The organism is Mesorhizobium sp. B2-3-10 (assembly GCF_006442275.1).
Lineage (GTDB): Bacteria > Pseudomonadota > Alphaproteobacteria > Rhizobiales > Rhizobiaceae > Mesorhizobium > Mesorhizobium australicum.
On record NZ_VFVT01000001.1, the window covers coordinates 1,252,501 to 1,268,693 of the forward strand.

The 16,193-nt window shown below is 62.9% G+C and carries 13 protein-coding genes, 1 tRNA gene and 2 rRNA genes (1 of these 16 running past the window's edge); 9 read left to right on the forward strand and 7 right to left on the reverse strand.

The window, feature by feature from the left end; translation table 11 throughout:
- From FJ943_RS06325 to FJ943_RS06335, 3 genes are all read left to right on the forward strand, one after another.
- Window positions 1-2,546, forward strand: a 23S ribosomal RNA gene (locus FJ943_RS06325) (it extends 286 nt beyond the left edge of the window).
- Between the two features lie 274 nt (window positions 2,547-2,820).
- Window positions 2,821-2,935: ribosomal RNA gene (gene rrf / locus FJ943_RS06330) — 5S ribosomal RNA — on the forward strand.
- Window positions 2,936-3,178: 243 nt separating this feature from the next.
- Window positions 3,179-3,255 (forward strand) — tRNA-Met (locus FJ943_RS06335).
- Window positions 3,256-3,390: 135 nt separating this feature from the next.
- Here FJ943_RS06335 and FJ943_RS06340 read toward each other — a convergent pair.
- Window positions 3,391-4,308 (reverse strand): LysR family transcriptional regulator, encoded by a 918-nt coding sequence (locus FJ943_RS06340; RefSeq protein WP_140720305.1) that lies wholly within the window; start codon window positions 4,306-4,308, stop codon window positions 3,391-3,393.
- Window positions 4,309-4,447: 139 nt separating this feature from the next.
- On the opposite strand from FJ943_RS06340, the gene FJ943_RS06345 reads away from it, so the two are divergent.
- The gene (locus FJ943_RS06345; RefSeq protein ID WP_140720307.1) at window positions 4,448-5,086 is read left to right on the forward strand and encodes a DsbA family protein; all 639 of its coding nucleotides are present in this window, start codon (window positions 4,448-4,450) and stop codon (window positions 5,084-5,086) included.
- 36 nt (window positions 5,087-5,122) lie between these two features.
- The gene (locus tag FJ943_RS06350) at window positions 5,123-5,734 is read left to right on the forward strand and encodes an NAD(P)-dependent oxidoreductase (protein ID WP_140720309.1); all 612 of its coding nucleotides are present in this window, start codon (window positions 5,123-5,125) and stop codon (window positions 5,732-5,734) included.
- Here the strand turns inward: FJ943_RS06350 and FJ943_RS06355 are convergent.
- Together FJ943_RS06355 and FJ943_RS06360 are read right to left on the reverse strand one after the other, a co-directional pair.
- Window positions 5,718-7,190 carry an ROK family protein gene (locus tag FJ943_RS06355; protein ID WP_140720311.1) on the reverse strand — a complete coding sequence of 491 codons (1,473 nt, stop codon included), beginning with the start codon at window positions 7,188-7,190 and terminating at the stop codon, window positions 5,718-5,720. The two genes, FJ943_RS06350 and FJ943_RS06355, sit on opposite strands and share 17 nt — an antisense overlap.
- A 35-nt stretch (window positions 7,191-7,225) precedes the next feature.
- The gene (locus FJ943_RS06360) at window positions 7,226-8,134 is read right to left on the reverse strand and encodes a tagatose-bisphosphate aldolase (protein WP_140720313.1); all 909 of its coding nucleotides are present in this window, start codon (window positions 8,132-8,134) and stop codon (window positions 7,226-7,228) included.
- 276 nt (window positions 8,135-8,410) lie between these two features.
- On the opposite strand from FJ943_RS06360, the gene FJ943_RS06365 reads away from it, so the two are divergent.
- The 4 genes from FJ943_RS06365 (at window position 8,411) to FJ943_RS06380 (ending at window position 12,633) form a co-directional block, all read left to right on the forward strand.
- Entirely contained in the window at window positions 8,411-9,316 is a 906-nt protein-coding gene (locus tag FJ943_RS06365) for a sugar-binding transcriptional regulator (RefSeq protein ID WP_140661652.1), read from the forward strand.
- 431 nt (window positions 9,317-9,747) lie between these two features.
- Window positions 9,748-10,725, forward strand: coding sequence for an ABC transporter substrate-binding protein (locus FJ943_RS06370; protein ID WP_015315618.1), 978 nt, complete (start codon window positions 9,748-9,750; stop codon window positions 10,723-10,725).
- A 98-nt stretch (window positions 10,726-10,823) separates the two neighbouring features.
- The gene (locus FJ943_RS06375; RefSeq protein WP_140618992.1) at window positions 10,824-11,885 is read left to right on the forward strand and encodes a ribose ABC transporter; all 1,062 of its coding nucleotides are present in this window, start codon (window positions 10,824-10,826) and stop codon (window positions 11,883-11,885) included.
- Complete coding sequence (locus FJ943_RS06380; RefSeq protein WP_140618990.1) at window positions 11,878-12,633, forward strand: ATP-binding cassette domain-containing protein; 756 nt, start codon at window positions 11,878-11,880, stop codon at window positions 12,631-12,633. The genes FJ943_RS06375 and FJ943_RS06380 overlap by 8 nt, the downstream gene beginning before the upstream one ends.
- 36 nt (window positions 12,634-12,669) lie before the next feature.
- Here the strand turns inward: FJ943_RS06380 and FJ943_RS06385 are convergent, their stop codons facing one another.
- From FJ943_RS06385 to FJ943_RS06400, 4 genes are read right to left on the reverse strand one after another with little or no spacing between them, the layout of a single operon-like run.
- A complete protein-coding gene (locus tag FJ943_RS06385; protein ID WP_140720315.1) occupies window positions 12,670-13,446 on the reverse strand; it encodes an ATP-binding cassette domain-containing protein in 777 nt (258 codons plus the stop codon).
- On the reverse strand, window positions 13,443-14,324 hold the full coding sequence (locus tag FJ943_RS06390; protein WP_181174500.1) for an ABC transporter ATP-binding protein: 882 nt from the start codon (window positions 14,322-14,324) through the stop codon (window positions 13,443-13,445). The genes FJ943_RS06385 and FJ943_RS06390 overlap by 4 nt, the downstream gene beginning before the upstream one ends.
- On the reverse strand, window positions 14,321-15,151 hold the full coding sequence (locus tag FJ943_RS06395) for an ABC transporter permease (RefSeq protein ID WP_015315623.1): 831 nt from the start codon (window positions 15,149-15,151) through the stop codon (window positions 14,321-14,323). Before FJ943_RS06395 ends, FJ943_RS06390 begins: the two co-directional genes overlap by 4 nt.
- Window positions 15,148-16,134 carry an ABC transporter permease gene (locus FJ943_RS06400; protein ID WP_140720317.1) on the reverse strand — a complete coding sequence of 329 codons (987 nt, stop codon included), beginning with the start codon at window positions 16,132-16,134 and terminating at the stop codon, window positions 15,148-15,150. Before FJ943_RS06400 ends, FJ943_RS06395 begins: the two co-directional genes overlap by 4 nt.
- Window positions 16,135-16,193: the final 59 nt, after the last annotated feature.

Sequence of the window (16,193 nt, forward strand, 5' to 3'; positions counted from 1 at the left end):
GTAGGAAAGGACATCAACCGAGACTCCGGAAGTAGTGGCGAGCGAACCCGGACCAGGCCAGTGGCGATTGAGAGACAAGCGGAACCTTCTGGAAAGTAGGGCCATAGTGGGTGACAGCCCCGTACGCGTAATGCAATCAATCGTCCTCGAGTAAGGCGGGACACGTGAAATCCTGTCTGAAATTGGGGGGACCACCCTCCAAGCCTAAGTACTCGTGCATGACCGATAGCGAACTAGTACCGTGAGGGAAAGGTGAAAAGCACCCCGACAAGGGGAGTGAAAGAGTACCTGAAACCGGTTGCCTACAAACAGTGGAAGCCCAAGGTTCGTCCTGGGTGACCACGTACCTTTTGTATAATGGGTCAGCGACTTAGTGTGACGAGCAAGCTTAAACCGCTAGGTGTAGGCGCAGCGAAAGCGAGTCTGAACAGGGCGTTCAGTTCGTCGCATTAGACCCGAAACCGAGTGATCTAGCCATGAGCAGGTTGAAGGTAAGGTAACACTTACTGGAGGACCGAACCCATAACTGTTGCAATAGTTCGGGATGACTTGTGGCTAGGGGTGAAAGGCCAATCAAACTCGGAAATAGCTGGTTCTCCGCGAAATCTATTTAGGTAGAGCGTCGACCGAATACCCCAGGGGGTAGAGCACTGGATGGGCTAGGGGTCCTCACCGGATTACCAAACCTAACCAAACTCCGAATACCTGGGAGTACTAGTCGGCAGACACACGGCGGGTGCTAACGTCCGTCGTGAAAAGGGAAACAACCCTGACCTACAGCTAAGGTCCCCAAGTTATGGCTAAGTGGGAAAGGATGTGAGGATCCCAAAACAACCAGGATGTTGGCTTAGAAGCAGCCATCATTTAAAGAAAGCGTAACAGCTCACTGGTCTAAATAAGGGTCTTTGCGCCGAAAATGTAACGGGGCTAAAGCCATACACCGAAGCTTAGGGTTTGGTCCGCAAGGGCCAAGCGGTAGCGGAGCGTTCTGTAAGCTGACGAAGCCATACCCGTGAGGGGTGGTGGAGGTATCAGAAGTGCGAATGCTGACATGAGTAACGTAAGGGGAGTGAGAGACTCCCCCGCCGAAAGACCAAGGGTTCCTGCTTAAAGCTAATCTGAGCAGGGTTAGCCGGCCCCTAAGACGAGGCGGAAACGCGTAGTCGATGGGAACCACGTTAATATTCGTGGGCTTGGAGGTAGTGACGGATCATTGAGGTAGTCCAATCTTATCGGATTGAACGGGCTGCTGCGTGGTTCCAGGAAATAGCTCCTCCTTATAAACCGTACCCGAAACCGACACTGGTGGTCTGGTAGAGTATACCAAGGCGCTTGAGAGAACTATGCTGAAGGAACTCGGCAAATTGCACGCGTAACTTCGGAAGAAGCGTGACCCTTTTCCACGCAAGTGGAGGAGGGTGGCACAGACCAGGGGGTAGCGACTGTTTATCAAAAACACAGGGCTCTGCGAAGTCGCAAGACGACGTATAGGGTCTGACGCCTGCCCGGTGCTGGAAGGTTAAGAGGAGGGGTGCAAGCTCTGAATCGAAGCCCCAGTAAACGGCGGCCGTAACTATAACGGTCCTAAGGTAGCGAAATTCCTTGTCGGGTAAGTTCCGACCTGCACGAATGGCGTAACGACTTCCCCGCTGTCTCCAGCATAGACTCAGTGAAATTGAATTCCCCGTGAAGATGCGGGGTTCCTGCGGTTAGACGGAAAGACCCCGTGCACCTTTACTATAGCTTTACATTGGCATTCGTAGTGGCATGTGTAGGATAGGTGGTAGGCTTTGAAACCTGGGCGCCAGCTCAGGTGGAGCCACCCTTGAAATACCACCCTTATCACTATGGATGTCTAACCGCGGCCCGTTATCCGGGTCCGGGACAATGTATGGTGGGTAGTTTGACTGGGGCGGTCGCCTCCTAAAGAGTAACGGAGGCGCGCGATGGTGGGCTCAGAACGGTCGGAAATCGTTCGCTGAGTGCAATGGCATAAGCCTGCCTGACTGCGAGACTGACAAGTCGAGCAGAGACGAAAGTCGGTCATAGTGATCCGGTGGTCCCGCGTGGAAGGGCCATCGCTCAACGGATAAAAGGTACGCCGGGGATAACAGGCTGATGACCCCCAAGAGTCCATATCGACGGGGTTGTTTGGCACCTCGATGTCGACTCATCGCATCCTGGGGCTGGAGCAGGTCCCAAGGGTATGGCTGTTCGCCATTTAAAGCGGTACGTGAGTTGGGTTCAGAACGTCGTGAGACAGTTCGGTCCCTATCTGCCGTGGGTGTAGGAATATTGAAAGGATCTGTCCCTAGTACGAGAGGACCGGGATGGACGGATCTCTGGTGGACCTGTTGTGGCGCCAGCCGCATAGCAGGGTAGCTATATCCGGACGGGATAACCGCTGAAGGCATCTAAGCGGGAAACCCACCTTAAAACGAGTATTCCCTGAGAACCGTGGAAGACGACCACGTTGATAGGCCGGGTGTGGAAGAGCGGCAACGCTTGAAGCTTACCGGTACTAATAGTTCGATCGGCTTGATCGTTCTCATTCCTAATACCCATTTGATGAAGTCAAATGGTCTGACCAGCGCTCACGCATGAGCGGCCCTTACGGGCCTATGCTCCGCGAGGGCGCCGGACGACCGGCGACGCGCAGTCGCGCTTGCGGGCTTTGCCCGGAAGCAAACTGCGGATGTCGCTCAGGCACAAAAAGACAGGTGAAGAGCAGTGAGCCAATGGCGAATAGGTATCCCCTACTCACTATTCGCTACTCACTATTCCCCATTCCAGCTTCTCGAATAACGTGCGTTTTGCCGACCTGGTGGTTATGGCGGAGCGGCTGCACCCGATCCCATTCCGAACTCGGCCGTGAAACGCTCCAGCGCTGATGGTACTTCGTCTCAAGACGCGGGAGAGTAGGTCGCTGCCAGGTCTGCAAAACGCACGTTCAAACTCTCATCCAATCGGATGACCGTGAAATCTTCTCTGCACGTCGTTCGATGCACGTCGTTGCCCCAAACCGCTAACTCTTTTGGGCGACACGCATAAAGGCCCGCCAAGGGATCCCGGGCCGCTCTAAGCGGCCCTTTCATTTGGTGGAGACAGAATACCGCAATCGCCAAATAAAACGGCGATCGCAAATACCGCAATCGCCACAAGGCGATCATGGTGGTGACGCGGGGTGGAGCAGCCCGGTAGCTCGTCAGGCTCATAACCTGAAGGTCACAGGTTCAAATCCTGTCCCCGCAACCAAACAAAAACGGCCCGCCTGGCTCTATGCCGGCGGGCCGTTCGCGTTCCGATCTCATAATGCTGCGGATGTCTTGTTTTGGGGTGCGGCAGAACCGCTTTATGTAAGCCATTACCGACCTTCTGCCGCGGTTGCATTCACGCCACGGCACTGCCGCGCGATCGCTTTCTCTCTGCGGCGGCGAGCAGGTCCACAAACGCGCGCACCTTGGCGGGCCTGAACCTTGCCGGCGGAAAGACAGCGTGGATACCGCCGTTGGGCAAGGCCCAGTCGGCAAAGACAGGAACCAGCCGCCCCTCGGCGATGTCGTCGCTGACGCTGTAGTCGGGAAACACACCCAGCCCTATGCCGGCAAGCACGCAGGCATGGGCAGCCGGGCTCTTGTCGCATGTGATGACCGGGTTGAGTTCAGTCAGCACCTTGTCGCCATCCCTGGAAAACAGCCATTGGCCGACGCCGCGAAGCTGGGCGTTTCCGACCCAGGCCAGCGACCGCGCCTGCCGCGGGCTCACGCCCTGCGGCAGGTTTGCGGCGAACGCAGGACTTGCCACCACGATCTGCCGGATCGTGCCCAGGCGCCGCGCCTGGTTGGAGGAATCAGCAAGCCAGCCGACGCGGATGCCGAGGTCGATCTGCTCGTCGACCAGATTGCTTACCGCGTCGTCGAAGATCACCTCGACGCGCATATGCGGATAAGTTCTCAGATAGGCGGCGATGACCGGTGCAACCACCTTCGTGCCGTAGTCGAGCGGCGCCGTCAGTCTCAACATTCCAGCCGGTTCGACGGCCGCGCGCGAAATCTCGCCATAGGCGGCCTCCGCTTCCCGCAGGATTATCATCGCACGATCATAGAAGAGGCGTCCCTCTTCGGTCGGCGCGACACGCCGTGTCGTTCGTCGCATGAGTGTCGCGCCCAACTCCTCCTCGAGCTTGCCGATCTGATGGCTGACCACGGCTTTGGCGACGCCAAGCCGGTCGGCCGCCGATGTGAAGGAGCCGGTCTCCATCACGGTGGTGAAGTAGACCAGTCGATTGAGGTTCAGCAGGTCAGCCACGGCGATCGCTTTGTATGAACTGGTCAGACAATCTATATTATTGGATGGTGTTTATCGCAAGATCGTTGTCTGCCACATAGGAGCAACAGATTTGGCAATCCAGACCGCTGCACGCCGCGCCAAGGGATATCAGGCAATCATGAGCAATTCGGATGTGATTTATCTTTTCGATCCGCTCTGCGGCTGGTGCTACGGCGCCGCCCCGATGCTGGACAAATTGGCTGCCAGGGGCGTGCGCGTCGAATTGCTGCCGACTGGTCTGTTTTCGGGAGCGGGCGCGAGGCCGATGGATGAAGGTTTTGCCGCTCACGCCTGGGCGAACGACCAGCGTATCGAGCGTCTGACCGGACAAGCGTTCACGCAGCCCTATCAGCACAATGTCCTCGGCATCCGTGGCACCTTGCTGGACTCGCATGCCGCGACCCTCGCCATCAGCGCCGCCGGCCTGGAAGACCCGAGCCGCCGGTTGACCGCGCTCAAGGCAATCCAACGTGCGCGCTATGTCGACGGTCGCGATATCGTAACTGTGGAAGGCGTGGCTGCCGTGCTCGCCGGCGCTGGCATGATGGATGCCGCCGCGATCCTGAAGAGCCCGACCGAAACCTTACTGACGGCGCACCTCGACCTGGTCAATCGGGGCAGCGCGCTGTTCCAGCGCTTGCATGCCAAGGGCGTGCCTTCGCTAGCGGCCATCCGCAACGAAGCGCCTCGGCTCATCGGTTCGAACGCGCTGTTCGGCAGCTTTGACAATCTTGTCGCCCATATAGCGGCGGCGTGACCCTCAACCGACCTCCAACAAGGACTGGAAAAGAACATGGCAAACGTCGCTCTCATCGGTGCATCCGGCGCTGTCGGCTCGCGCATACTCAAGGAACTCTCCGATCGTGGCCACACGGTCACCGGTATCGCCCGCAGTCCTGAAAAAATTGCCGCGCTGCCCGGCGTGACCGCCAAGAAGGGCGATGTCTTCGACAAGGAAGGCCTTGCCAAATTGATCCGCGACCATGACGCGGTGATCAGCGCGGTGCATTTCGTGGATAGCGACCCCGACACGCTGATCGCCGCGGTGCGTGCCTCGGGCGTGAAGCGCTATCTCGTCGTGGGCGGCGCGGGCAGTCTCGAAGTCGCGCCCGGCAAGCGTCTGGTCGATACCGCCGAATTTCCTGCGATCTACAAGGCCGAGGCACAGAAGGGCGCCGACTTCCTGGACAAGTTGAAGACAGTCAGCGACCTCGACTGGACGTTCCTGTCGCCGTCCGCGATGTTCGTCCCAGGTGAGCGCACCGGCAAGTTCCGCGTCGGCAAGGACACGCTTCTCGCCTCGGATAAGGGTAGCAGCATCTCGTTCGAGGACTATGCCATCGCCATGATCGACGAAATCGAGAAGCCGACGCATGTCAGGCAGCGCTTCACCGTCGGCTATTGATTGAAAGGACCGACGCGTCGCCGGCCAAAGTCGCGCGGAGCCATGCGGCGATGGCCTCGAAGTCGATCGGCTGCGTCGTATCGACGTCGAACAGCGGCCCGCGCCGCAGCGGTTCGGCGCGCTTGGCCAGCTCGATCAATTCGGGGATATAGGCAGCGCCGGGATGACCCGGGAGGCGCTGACCCAGCCGGGCGCCGTAGCGTTCGGCCAGAACTTCGCCCGGCGCGTGGCACCAGATTTCGACCGTGTGTTCGACGCCGGCGTTGCGCAGATGATCCTCGAGCACTTGCCGCGGCTGGAAGCCGAACCAGGCATCGACGATGAAGGTGCTGCCGGCCGGGGCGTCGCCGACGAGCGACCAGATTGCCTGATAGCTGGCGCGGCCCAGCGTGCGATTGAATTCACGGTCGCCGCCGCCGAGCACTTCGAGGAATGGGTTCTTGACCGTATCGAGCGCGAGCAGCGGCCATCCCATGCGATCTGCGATGCCGCGTGACACCGTGCTCTTGCCGCTGGCCGGGATGCCGTTGACGAGCACGGCGCGTCTGGCGCGGGCGGGCTCAACGGAAAGCGATGTCGATGTCGGTGCCGAAAGCGCCTGGAGACCCGCGCCGATCACTCCGGCGTCGTCGCCAAGCTGCGCCGGCGCCACCGGGCATTGGTACCACGGCGCCAGCGCCGGCGCGTGGCCAAGCGCTCTGTGTGCCGCCCGGCCAAGACCGCCGCCAAGCAGGACGAGGTCGGGGTCGAACACGGCAACGGTGGTATCGATAGCCGCCCGCAGTGGCCTCGCCCAGGCTTCCAATATGCCTCGCGCCTGGATGTCGCCGGCGGCATCGCGGGCAAAGAGTTGGTCGACCGAAACCTCGGGACCAAGGCCAGCCCGCGCTATGTGACGGCCGAGCGCCGTACCCGAACTGGTGGTTTCGACACAGCCGCGCCGCCCGCAAGCGCAGAGTTCGCCGTTGACATCGACGGTGATGTGCCCCAGTTGCCCCGCCGTTGCCCGGCCGCGCATGATCCGTCGGTTCTGGACAACGGCGCCGCCAACGCCGGTGCCGATGGTGAACATGGCGATGTTGTCGTGGCCCCGGCCGGCGCCAAGCGCCATCTCGGCGGCCAGCGCCATGTTGCAGTCATTGTCGACGATGACAGGCTTGCCGGTCATGCTTTCCAGCCGCTGCGCGAGCGCGACCGAAGCGAGGTTGACATAGCCTCCCGACAGGACCGCGCCGCGCCGTGCGTCGACGCGGCCGGGAACGCCGACGCCGATGGCCGCCACATCAGGCGTATCGAGAAGGCGCGCCATGTCGGCGATGCGGCCAAGCACCAGCTCCGCGTCGGCCGCGCTCTTTTCGGAAAGGCGTTCGAGGATTTCACCGGTGCCCGAGATGCGGGCGGCACGCAAATTGGTGCCGCCGATATCGATTCCTATGGCCATCGACTTTTGTGGCATGACGTCCTGCACGTGCCGGCGCTCAAACGGGGATATCAGGCGGCAGCCTTCCGCCGATAGTGCCCGATCACCGCCTGGATCTCTCGCAGCCGTGGCACCGCGATGGTCTTAAGCCTTTCGCGCTGAATGTCACGATCGAGCGAGATGCAGTCCTTCCACAGCGATCGGCCGGCGATGACGCCGGAGGCGCCATTTTGCATGGCGACCTCGACCTGGCCAAGGAAAGTGGCGTGGTTGACGCCGGCCGAAAGTACGGCCCACGGCACTTCGCCGGCCATTTCAGTGATGTTGGCGCAGGCTTCCGGCGTTCCGGGGTAGGGAAGCTTCAGCACCTTCGCGCCGCATTCCAGCGAAATCCTCGTACCCTCCTCGACCAGCCAGGGCGTCTTGGCCGCATAGTCCTCGGGGCTTTCCCCTTCGAGCTGATAGGTCAGGAATTCGACGACGAGCAGCAGGTCCTCTTTGCCGAAGTCGGCGATGCATTGGCGCAGGATGGCGATGTTGTGTTCGTTGGCTTCAGGCTTGTCGGCCCTGAGATACACCATGATCTTGCCGCCCGTGCCGCCGAGTTCGCGCACGCGCCTCGCGTCAATGCCGGGGACCAGCCGCGACAGGCGATAGCCCTCCGGCGAAACGTCGAAACCGGACGCGTCGAGGCCGATGAGCAGCGCGGTGTCACGGTTCAGTACGCCGTCGTCGACAACTCTCGGCACCGCGCAGAGCGGGTCGAGCAGCACGCAGGACGCCGCACTTGCGAGGTAGCGCGTGATGTCGGCCTTGGTGTCGCCGAGCATGTCGTTGGTGATCCTGGCCTGGTCCTCGGGGTCCGACGCCAACAAGGTGCGCATGCCGCCGCGCTGATCGCAAGCGATGGCCACCATGGCTCCGTCCTTGCCGCATATCTGCTGGTAGCCGCGCAGTTCCGCGGTGGTCATCCTGGTCATGGTTTTCTTCTGTCCGATGTTGGCGCGCCGAGGCGCTGATCCCGTGGAAACAAATGGTCAGTTTGCCCGCCTGCCGGCAGGAAGAGTTTGCCGCCTGATACATCGCCGGCTGCTGGGATAAGCAGCCCAACCGGCGTTTGGCCTGGTATGCCTCAAGTTGCGAGTTCACCGGATTTGCGCGATAACTCGCATCGGCGTATACGTGTGTAACACGTTTCTGAAAGGAATTGCAAGCTGTCTGTTCCCTCCGCCCAGGACGCGACCGCATCGCGCACCATGCTGCACACGGTTGCCAAGTTGCACTATGTGGAGGAGATGTCGCAGGTCGACATAGCGCGGCAGCTCGGTGTCTCCACCGCGACGATTTCGCGCCTGCTGCAGCGGGCGCGGGCCGAAGGGATCGTGCGCATCGAGGTGATCGACCTGGCGACGCCGGAGGATATTACCAGGCAACTTGTCGACGGATTGAAATTGCGGGACGCCGCCGTTGTCGAAACGCCGGCAGCGGGTGCGCTGACGGCGCTTTCCGCCCCGCTTGGCGCTTTGCTCAGGCAGGCGCAACTGGTGGCCGGCTCCGTGGTCGCCATCGGCTGGGGACGCGCCGTGCGCGAGGTCATTCGAGCCGGCCTGCCGCGCATGCCGGGCGTGCTGACTGTGGCCGCGACTGGCGGCATGCAGCAGCACGCGGCGCATTTCCAGGTCAATGAATTCGTGCGGCTCGCCGCCGAAGAGTTTGGCGGGACACCGCACTTTATCCATGCGCCCTATCTGCCGTCCAGCGAACTGCGTGACGTCTTCCTTGGAGACGCCACCATCCGCGATGCCGTCGCGCTGTGGGACAGGACCGACGTTGCGATCGTCGGCATTGGCCTGCCGCACGCCATCAACCCACCCGAGGCGAGTGCCGCCACGCCGACCGAGCAGGCGCTGGTCCATGCGGCTGGCGACGTCCTTCGCCATTATTTCGATGCGGAAGGCGCCCTGATCGCCTGGGAAGGGGAGAGCCGGATGATCGCCATGTCGCCGGCGCAGCTTCGCGCCGTGCCCCTGGTGATCGGCGTCGCAGCCTCGCCGGAGAAGGCGACGGCCATCATCGGCGCCGTTCGTTCCGGGCTCATCAACACGCTGGTGACGGATACCAAGACGGCTCAGGCCATCCTCGCGGTTCTTGCAACGCGATAGCGGCAGATATGCGGACTGATGCGGCGCTGTCGGTGCGGAGAGAAGCCGCTGCGAAATCGATTGTGTCGCCGGGGAGTCGGGACGATAGTTCGCCCGGGGCTCGGAGGAGCAGTCAGAAGGCGTCTGGAAAGCCGGCGTTGCAGTCGCGGAAAAACCGAGTTGCAATTTATTTCTGCAAAGTGTTACAAATTGCCGATCCGTCGTGCAGGATGCCGGGCGCGATGGTTCCCTGACCTCGCGGAGGCGAGGAAAGTGAGCACGGGATTGTGCGGTCGGCTCGGCCGGCTGATATTTAGACTGGAGGGCGCTTGGGAGGAGCTGCCCGCGAAAGGCAAACAGGCGTTCCGGCCGTCGGCATCTGCCTCTGAGCGGATAACGGCCATTCCAATGTCACCGAAAACGGCAGAACTGCCAACAATGAGGAGGATGTCATGAAGAAGATCGTTGCCGCGCTCGCGGCGCTTGCCGTCAGCGCAACGGTGCTGATGGCGCCCGCGCAGGCGCAGGACAAAAAATACACCATTGCGCTCATTCCGGGCCTCACGACCGATGGCTTTTACATCACCATGCGCAAGGGTGCCCAAGCGGCCGCCGACGCGCTCGGCGTGAACCTGGTCTTCCAGGGCGCTCCGGACTTCAACCCGGTCACCCAGGTGCCGGTGCTCGACGCGGTCATCGCCAAGAAGCCGGATGCGATCCTGATCGCGCCGACCGACAAGGTCCAGCTGGTCGAGCCGCTGCGCAAGGCCAACGACGCCGGCATTCCGGTCATAACAGTCGATACTTTCATCGGCAGCGGCGTCTACCAGACGGGTGCTGGCGATGCCGATTTCCCGCTGGCCTACATTGCTTCTGACAATGTTCTGGGCGGCGAGATCGCCGCGCGTGCGCTTGCCACCGCCGTCGGCGACAAGGGCAAGGTCTATGTGTCGAACGTCAAGCCCGGCATCTCGACCACCGACCAGCGCGAAGAAGGCTTCAAGAAGGAGATGGCCAAGCATACGGGCATCACCGTGCTGGAGACCCAATTCAATGACGACGACGCCAACAAGGCGGCCTCGCAGCTGCAGGCCGTCTTCGCGCGCAACCCCGATCTCGTCGGTGTGTTCGGCGCCAATCTGTTCTCCGCACTGGGTGCGGCCAACGGCGTCAAGCAGGCCGGGCAGAGCGGCACCGTCAAGGTCGTCGCCTTCGATGCACCGACCAGCATCGTCGACAACATCAACACCGGGCTGGTGGACGTGGCGATCGCCCAGCATCCCGCCGAGATCGGCTACTTCGGCGTCGTCTCGGCCTATGCCCACCTGACCGGCCATTCAATCCCGGTCACGATCGGCACCGGCTTCACGATCATGGACAAGTCCAACATCGCCGACCCGAACATCTCGAAGTATCTCTACTCCGAGTAGGTCAAGACGAGCTTGGCTCCTCCCGGTCCGCCGGGGGGAGCTCGTGCCGGCTCCCAAAGGCGGGGCCTGTTTGAACGCAGCCGCGCCGCGGAGTATTCATGACCTCGACATCACCAGCCCAGCCGGCCGAGAAGCATGTCGCCCCCCAGGCCGATCATGGCGATCCGGCCAGGACCCTGATCGGACGCATCGCCGAAGGGCGCGCCTGGTTGTTCCTCGCCGGTCTGATCATCTGTTTCGAGGTATGGTCGAGGTTCGCCTTCGGCGCGACGTTCGTGCTCAACCCGTTCAACCTGCAATCCATCGCAATCTTTGCCATAGCGCCGCTGCTGCTTGCGACCGGACAGACCTTCGTCATCATTTCGGGCGGCATCGATCTGTCGCTGGGGTTCATCATGGGGCTTGCCGCCGTCGTTGCCGCGCATGCCACCAATATGGCGGGCGCCGCCATTCCCTTGCCGCTGGCCATGCTGGCGGGCATCCTCGCCGCGGTGATCGTCGCCGGCTTGCCTGGCATCATCAATGGCCTGCTGATCTCGCGCCTCAGGGTGCCGCCGTTCATCGGCACGCTCGGCATGTTCGGCGTCGCGCGCGGCGTTGCCTTCCTGCTTGCCGGCGGCACGACGGTGCCGGTTCAGAATTCCTGGTTCGCGCTGCTCGGCAATGGCAAGTTCTACGGCGTGCCCTATCTGGTCATGATCGCTGCCGTGTTCGTCATCGTGATGCATTATCTGCTTAGCCAGACACGGTTCGGCCAGCACAATTATGCCATCGGCGCCAATGTGCAGGCGGCGCGGCGCGCCGGTATCGATATCCGGGGCCATATATTGCGGCTCTATGTGCTGTCGGCGATGTGCGCCGGCCTTGGCGGGGCGCTCTACGCGGCGCGCTTCACGGCCGGTGCGGCACAAGCCGGCGAGCCGCTGCTGCTCGACAGCGTCGCGGCGGTCGTCATCGGCGGCGCCAGCCTGTTCGGTGGCTCCGGCACCATCCTGGGCACGGTCGCCGGCGCGCTGGTGATCGCGGTCATCCAGTACGGGCTGGTCTTCGTCAATGTCGAGCCGTTCTGGCAGTTCATCGCCGTTGGCGTCGTCATCATCATTTCCGTGCTCATAGACCAGGCGCAGCGCCGGTTCAGTGGAGGCCGCCAGGATGAATAGCACCGACCAGAACACCCCCTTGCTCGAGGTCCGCAACCTGTCCAAGCATTTCGGCGCCGTGCGCGCGCTCAACGATTTCTCCATGGCCGTGCGGCCGGGCGAAGTGGTGGCGCTGGCCGGCGACAATGGTGCCGGCAAGACGACGCTGATCAAGGCGATCTCGGGCGTGTTCCAGCCGACAGGCGGCGAAATCCTGCTCAGGGGCCAGCCGGTGGCATTCGCGACGCCGCAAGAGGCGCGCGAAAAAGGCATCGAGACGATCTACCAGGATCTGGCTCTCGCCGACAATCTGTCGATCGGTGCCAACATTTTCCTTGGCCGCGAACCGATGCGCAAGGCGTTCGGCTTCCTGCCGGTGCTCGACCGCAAGGCCATGGCCGAGGCGGCCAGGGAGACGATGAAGCGGCTGGATTTCCACGTCAGCCGGATGAACGCCCCGGTCAGCAATTTCTCCGGCGGCCAGCGCCAGGCCGTCGCCATCGGCCGCGCCGTCTACTGGGATGCGCAGATCCTTATCATGGACGAACCGACCGCGGCACTTGGCGTGCCGGAACAGCGCAAGGTGATCTCGCTCATCCACCAGCTCAAGGCGCAAGGACGCGGCGTGATCTTCATCTCGCACAATCTGCAGGATATCTTCGCGGTCTCGGACCGCATCGTCGTGCTGCGCCGCGGCGTCCAGGCCGGCGAGCGCAAGATTTCCGAGACCAACCATGACGAGGTCGTCAGGTTGATGGTTGGAGGGTAGGCCGTCCTGTCGGTGTGATCTTGTTCGAAGAGCGGATCATGGTCTGTTTCTGTTCAATCTGGGCGCGGCCGCCACCAGTGCCTTGCCGATGGCCGATCGCGGCGCGTCGATGACGGTTCGGGCATCGCCGCTCTCGGCAATACGCCCGGCATCGAGAAGGATGATGCGGTGGGCGACCGCCCGGACGACGCCAAGATCATGCGAAATGAAGAGATAGGCGATCCGTTCCTCGCGCTGCAGGTCGAGCAGGAGATCGAGAATCTGGCCGCGCACCGAGACATCGAGCGCCGACACCGCTTCGTCAAGAACGATCAGCGACGGCTTGGTGGCGATGGCGCGGGCAATCGCCACACGCTGCCGCTGACCGCCGGAGATTTCATGGATTGCGCGGGGCGCGAGATCGGCCGCCAGGCCGACCCGCTCCAGCAAGGCAGCGATGCGGCGCGGGCGCTCCGTGCGCGGGGCGACGCCATGAATGCGCAAGGGGTCATCGAGAACGCGCGCCACCGTGGCGCGCGGGTTGAAGGCGGCCAGCGGATCCTGGAACACCATTTGCAGGCGCGCGCGACGGGCTCGAAGTGCCGAGCCGCCCAGAGCCAGGAAATCATCGCCTTCGAATTCAATGCGTCCGCCATCCGGCTCGATCAGGCGCAGCACCAACCGCGCGATGGTCGACTTGCCGCTGCCGGAAGGGCCTGCCAGCGCCAGCGTTTCGCCGGGCTCGATATGAAAGGAGACATCGCTCACCGCAGCAAGGGTCTTGCCGCCGCGACTGTAGCGTTTGGTGAGATTGGACACTGTCAGCAGGCTCATGCATTCAGCCTGCTTCGGTGCAGCAGCGGCTCGGCGTCGAGGTCGATATGGGCGTCGAGCAGCGCGCGGGTATAGGCTTGCGTCGGGGCTTCGACAATCTGCTCGGTCTTGCCAAACTCCACCAACTGGCCGTGGCGGAACACGGCGATGCGTTCGGCAAGCTCCGCGGCGAGCGCAATGTCATGGCTGATGAACAGCAGCGTCATGCCGTCCTCGGCCACAAGCCGTCGAATCAAAGCGACGATCTCGGCCTGCACGATGGTGTCGAGCGCACTGGTCGCCTCGTCGGCGATCAGCAGTTTCGGCCCGGCGGCAATCGCGGCGGCAATCGCCACGCGCTGCTTCTGGCCGCCGGAAAGCTGATGCGGGAAGGCGTGCAGGGCGGAGTCGGGGTCGGGCAAGCGGACGCGTTCGAGAAGGGTTTTGGCTTTGGCATATGCCTGGGCCCATGTGAGGCCGAGATGCGTGCGCGCGACTTCGGCGATTTGTTTGCCGACTGCCATTACCGGATCGAGGCTGGCGGACGGATCCTGGAAGACGAAGCCGATGTCGCGGCCGCCAAGGGAGGCTTGATTGTGACGGTTGAGAGATAGGCGATCCTTCCCACTCCCCTCTATCCTGCCGGAGGGGGGTGCCTTGGCCCCCAACGTTGGCGGTGATCGCATGAACCAGTCGATACTCCCCTCAATCCTGGCGCTCGCCGGCAACAATCCCGCGATCGCCAGCGCCAGCGTGCTCTTGCCCGAACCGCTTTCACCGATGATGGCCAGCCGTTCGCCTGGCTGGATATCGAGAATAATATTCTTCAGCGCGGCGACCTCGCTGCCATCACGGCGGTAGGTCACCGTCAGATCTCGGATCGACGCCAGTCCCGTCACGACAGGCCCCTGCGCACGGCCGTCGTCTCGACGATGCCTTCGCCGGCGAGATAGACGCCGAGCACCGTCAGCACCAGCGCAATGCCCGGGACGATCGAGAGGAACGGCGCGGTGCGCAAGACAGCGCGACCTTCCGCGATCATGCCACCCCAGGTGACCCGGTTGGGGTCGCCAAGACCAAGGAAAGACAGGGCTGCTTCGGTGAGGATCGCGGCGGCGACGATCACCGACGACATCGCCAAGATCGGCGGCAAGGCATTGGGCAGCACCTCGCGAAAGGCGATTTCCAGGGGATGCATGCCAATGACACGGGCACTGGCGACATAGTCGCGTTCGCGAATGGAGAGGACTTCCGCGCGGGCGACCCGCGCCGGCCCCGTCCAGGTGCCGAGCGCTATTGCGACGACGACGACGCCGAGCGAGGGCCCAACCACGCTGACGAAGGCCAGTGCCAGCAGGAAGCCCGGCACGGTCTGGAAAGCATCGGTGACGCGCATCAGCACCTCGTCGATCAGGCCGCCGGCGAAGCCGGCCAGCGTGCCGATCACCGCGCCGAAAGCGAGTGCCGCGGCCGCCGCGGCCAGACCGACGGCCAGCGAGGTACGGGCGCCATGAAACAGCTCGGCCAACACGTCCCGGCCGAGCCGGTCGGTGCCGAGCGGCAGCGACCAGTCCTGGAAAGGCGGCAGCAACGCCGCGCCAGCAATGGCTTGCGGGTCGCCGGGAAACAGCAGCGAGGCCGACAGCGCCATGGCAAAAAGCGCCGCCAGGATGATGGCACCGGCGGCCGCCTCGGGCGTGCGCAGAAAGCGGCGCAGACGGCTCATGCACCGGCCCCGCTGGCGCCGACGCGCGGGTCAAGGAACGCGTAGGCGATGTCGACGACAAGATTGATGACGATGACCAGGACGGCGCTGGTAAGAATGATGCCGAGCAGCAGCGGCGTGTCGCGCGCGGCGACCGCTTCCTGCGCCAGCCGACCAAGGCCGGGCACGGCAAAGACGCTCTCGATGACGACACTGCCGCCCAGCATCTGCGCCGACTGCAGGCCGAGCATGGTGACCAGCGGCAGCAGCACATTGCGGGCGACATGAGCAAGCACGATGCGGCGGCGCGACAACCCCCGGGCGCGGGCGGCCAGCACAAAATCCTGGCGCCAGGCCTCGGCCATGCCGGCGCGCATCATGCGCAGATAAAGCGCCAGATAGATGAAACCGAGTGCGCAAACCGGCAGCACCAGATGGATGGCGATGTCGGCGGCGCGGTCGAGACCGGTCTTGTCCGAGGCCAGCGTCTCGACGCCGCCGATCGGCAGCCAGCGCAGGTCGACGGCGAAGATCACGATCAGCACCAGGCCGAGCCAGAAGCCGGGCACCGCGTAGAGAGCCAGCGAGGCGACGGAGAGAAAACGGTCGCGGAAGCTGCCTGGCCGGGCGCCGGCATAGATGCCGAGCACCGAGCCGAGGCCGAAGGAGAGCGTAGTGGCGCTGACCATCAGGATGAGCGTGGTCGGCACGCGCTCGAGGATGACGTCGCGGATCGGTCGGGAAAAAGTGACGGACTGGCCGAGATCGAGATGCAGCAGTGCCCAGAGGTAGTTGGCGAGCCGCGTCAGCTCCGACTGATCGAGACCCCAGCGGTGGCGCAACAGCTCGATCATGCCGGCGTCGCCGCCGGTCGAGACGATGTAGGCGTCGACCGCATCGCCGGGCGCTGCTTCGAGCAGCACGAAGGTGCCGATGACGACGATCAAAAGCACGACGATGCTGCCGACGAGGCGACGGCGCAGAAGGACGAGGGCGCGATTCATGCGGACCTCGAATGCGCGATAAGGGACATAACGAAATGTCGAGCCCAGGCGCGCCCCTC

Bases quoted from the DNA above. Each gene is read 5' to 3' on its own strand.
- FJ943_RS06350 (WP_140720309.1), top strand. From the start codon at position 5,123: ATGGCAAACGTCGCTCTCATCGGTGCATCCGGCGCTGTCGGCTCGCGC.
- FJ943_RS06395 (WP_015315623.1), bottom strand. From the start codon at position 15,151: ATGAGCCGTCTGCGCCGCTTTCTGCGCACGCCCGAGGCGGCCGCCGGT.
- FJ943_RS06385 (WP_140720315.1), bottom strand. From the start codon at position 13,446: ATGAGCCTGCTGACAGTGTCCAATCTCACCAAACGCTACAGTCGCGGC.
- FJ943_RS06380 (WP_140618990.1), top strand. From the start codon at position 11,878: ATGAATAGCACCGACCAGAACACCCCCTTGCTCGAGGTCCGCAACCTG.
- FJ943_RS06355 (WP_140720311.1), bottom strand. From the start codon at position 7,190: ATGCCACAAAAGTCGATGGCCATAGGAATCGATATCGGCGGCACCAAT.
- FJ943_RS06400 (WP_140720317.1), bottom strand. From the start codon at position 16,134: ATGAATCGCGCCCTCGTCCTTCTGCGCCGTCGCCTCGTCGGCAGCATC.
- FJ943_RS06365 (WP_140661652.1), top strand. From the start codon at position 8,411: ATGCTGCACACGGTTGCCAAGTTGCACTATGTGGAGGAGATGTCGCAG.
- FJ943_RS06375 (WP_140618992.1), top strand. From the start codon at position 10,824: ATGACCTCGACATCACCAGCCCAGCCGGCCGAGAAGCATGTCGCCCCC.
- FJ943_RS06345 (WP_140720307.1), top strand. From the start codon at position 4,448: ATGAGCAATTCGGATGTGATTTATCTTTTCGATCCGCTCTGCGGCTGG.
- FJ943_RS06360 (WP_140720313.1), bottom strand. From the start codon at position 8,134: ATGACCAGGATGACCACCGCGGAACTGCGCGGCTACCAGCAGATATGC.
- FJ943_RS06370 (WP_015315618.1), top strand. From the start codon at position 9,748: ATGAAGAAGATCGTTGCCGCGCTCGCGGCGCTTGCCGTCAGCGCAACG.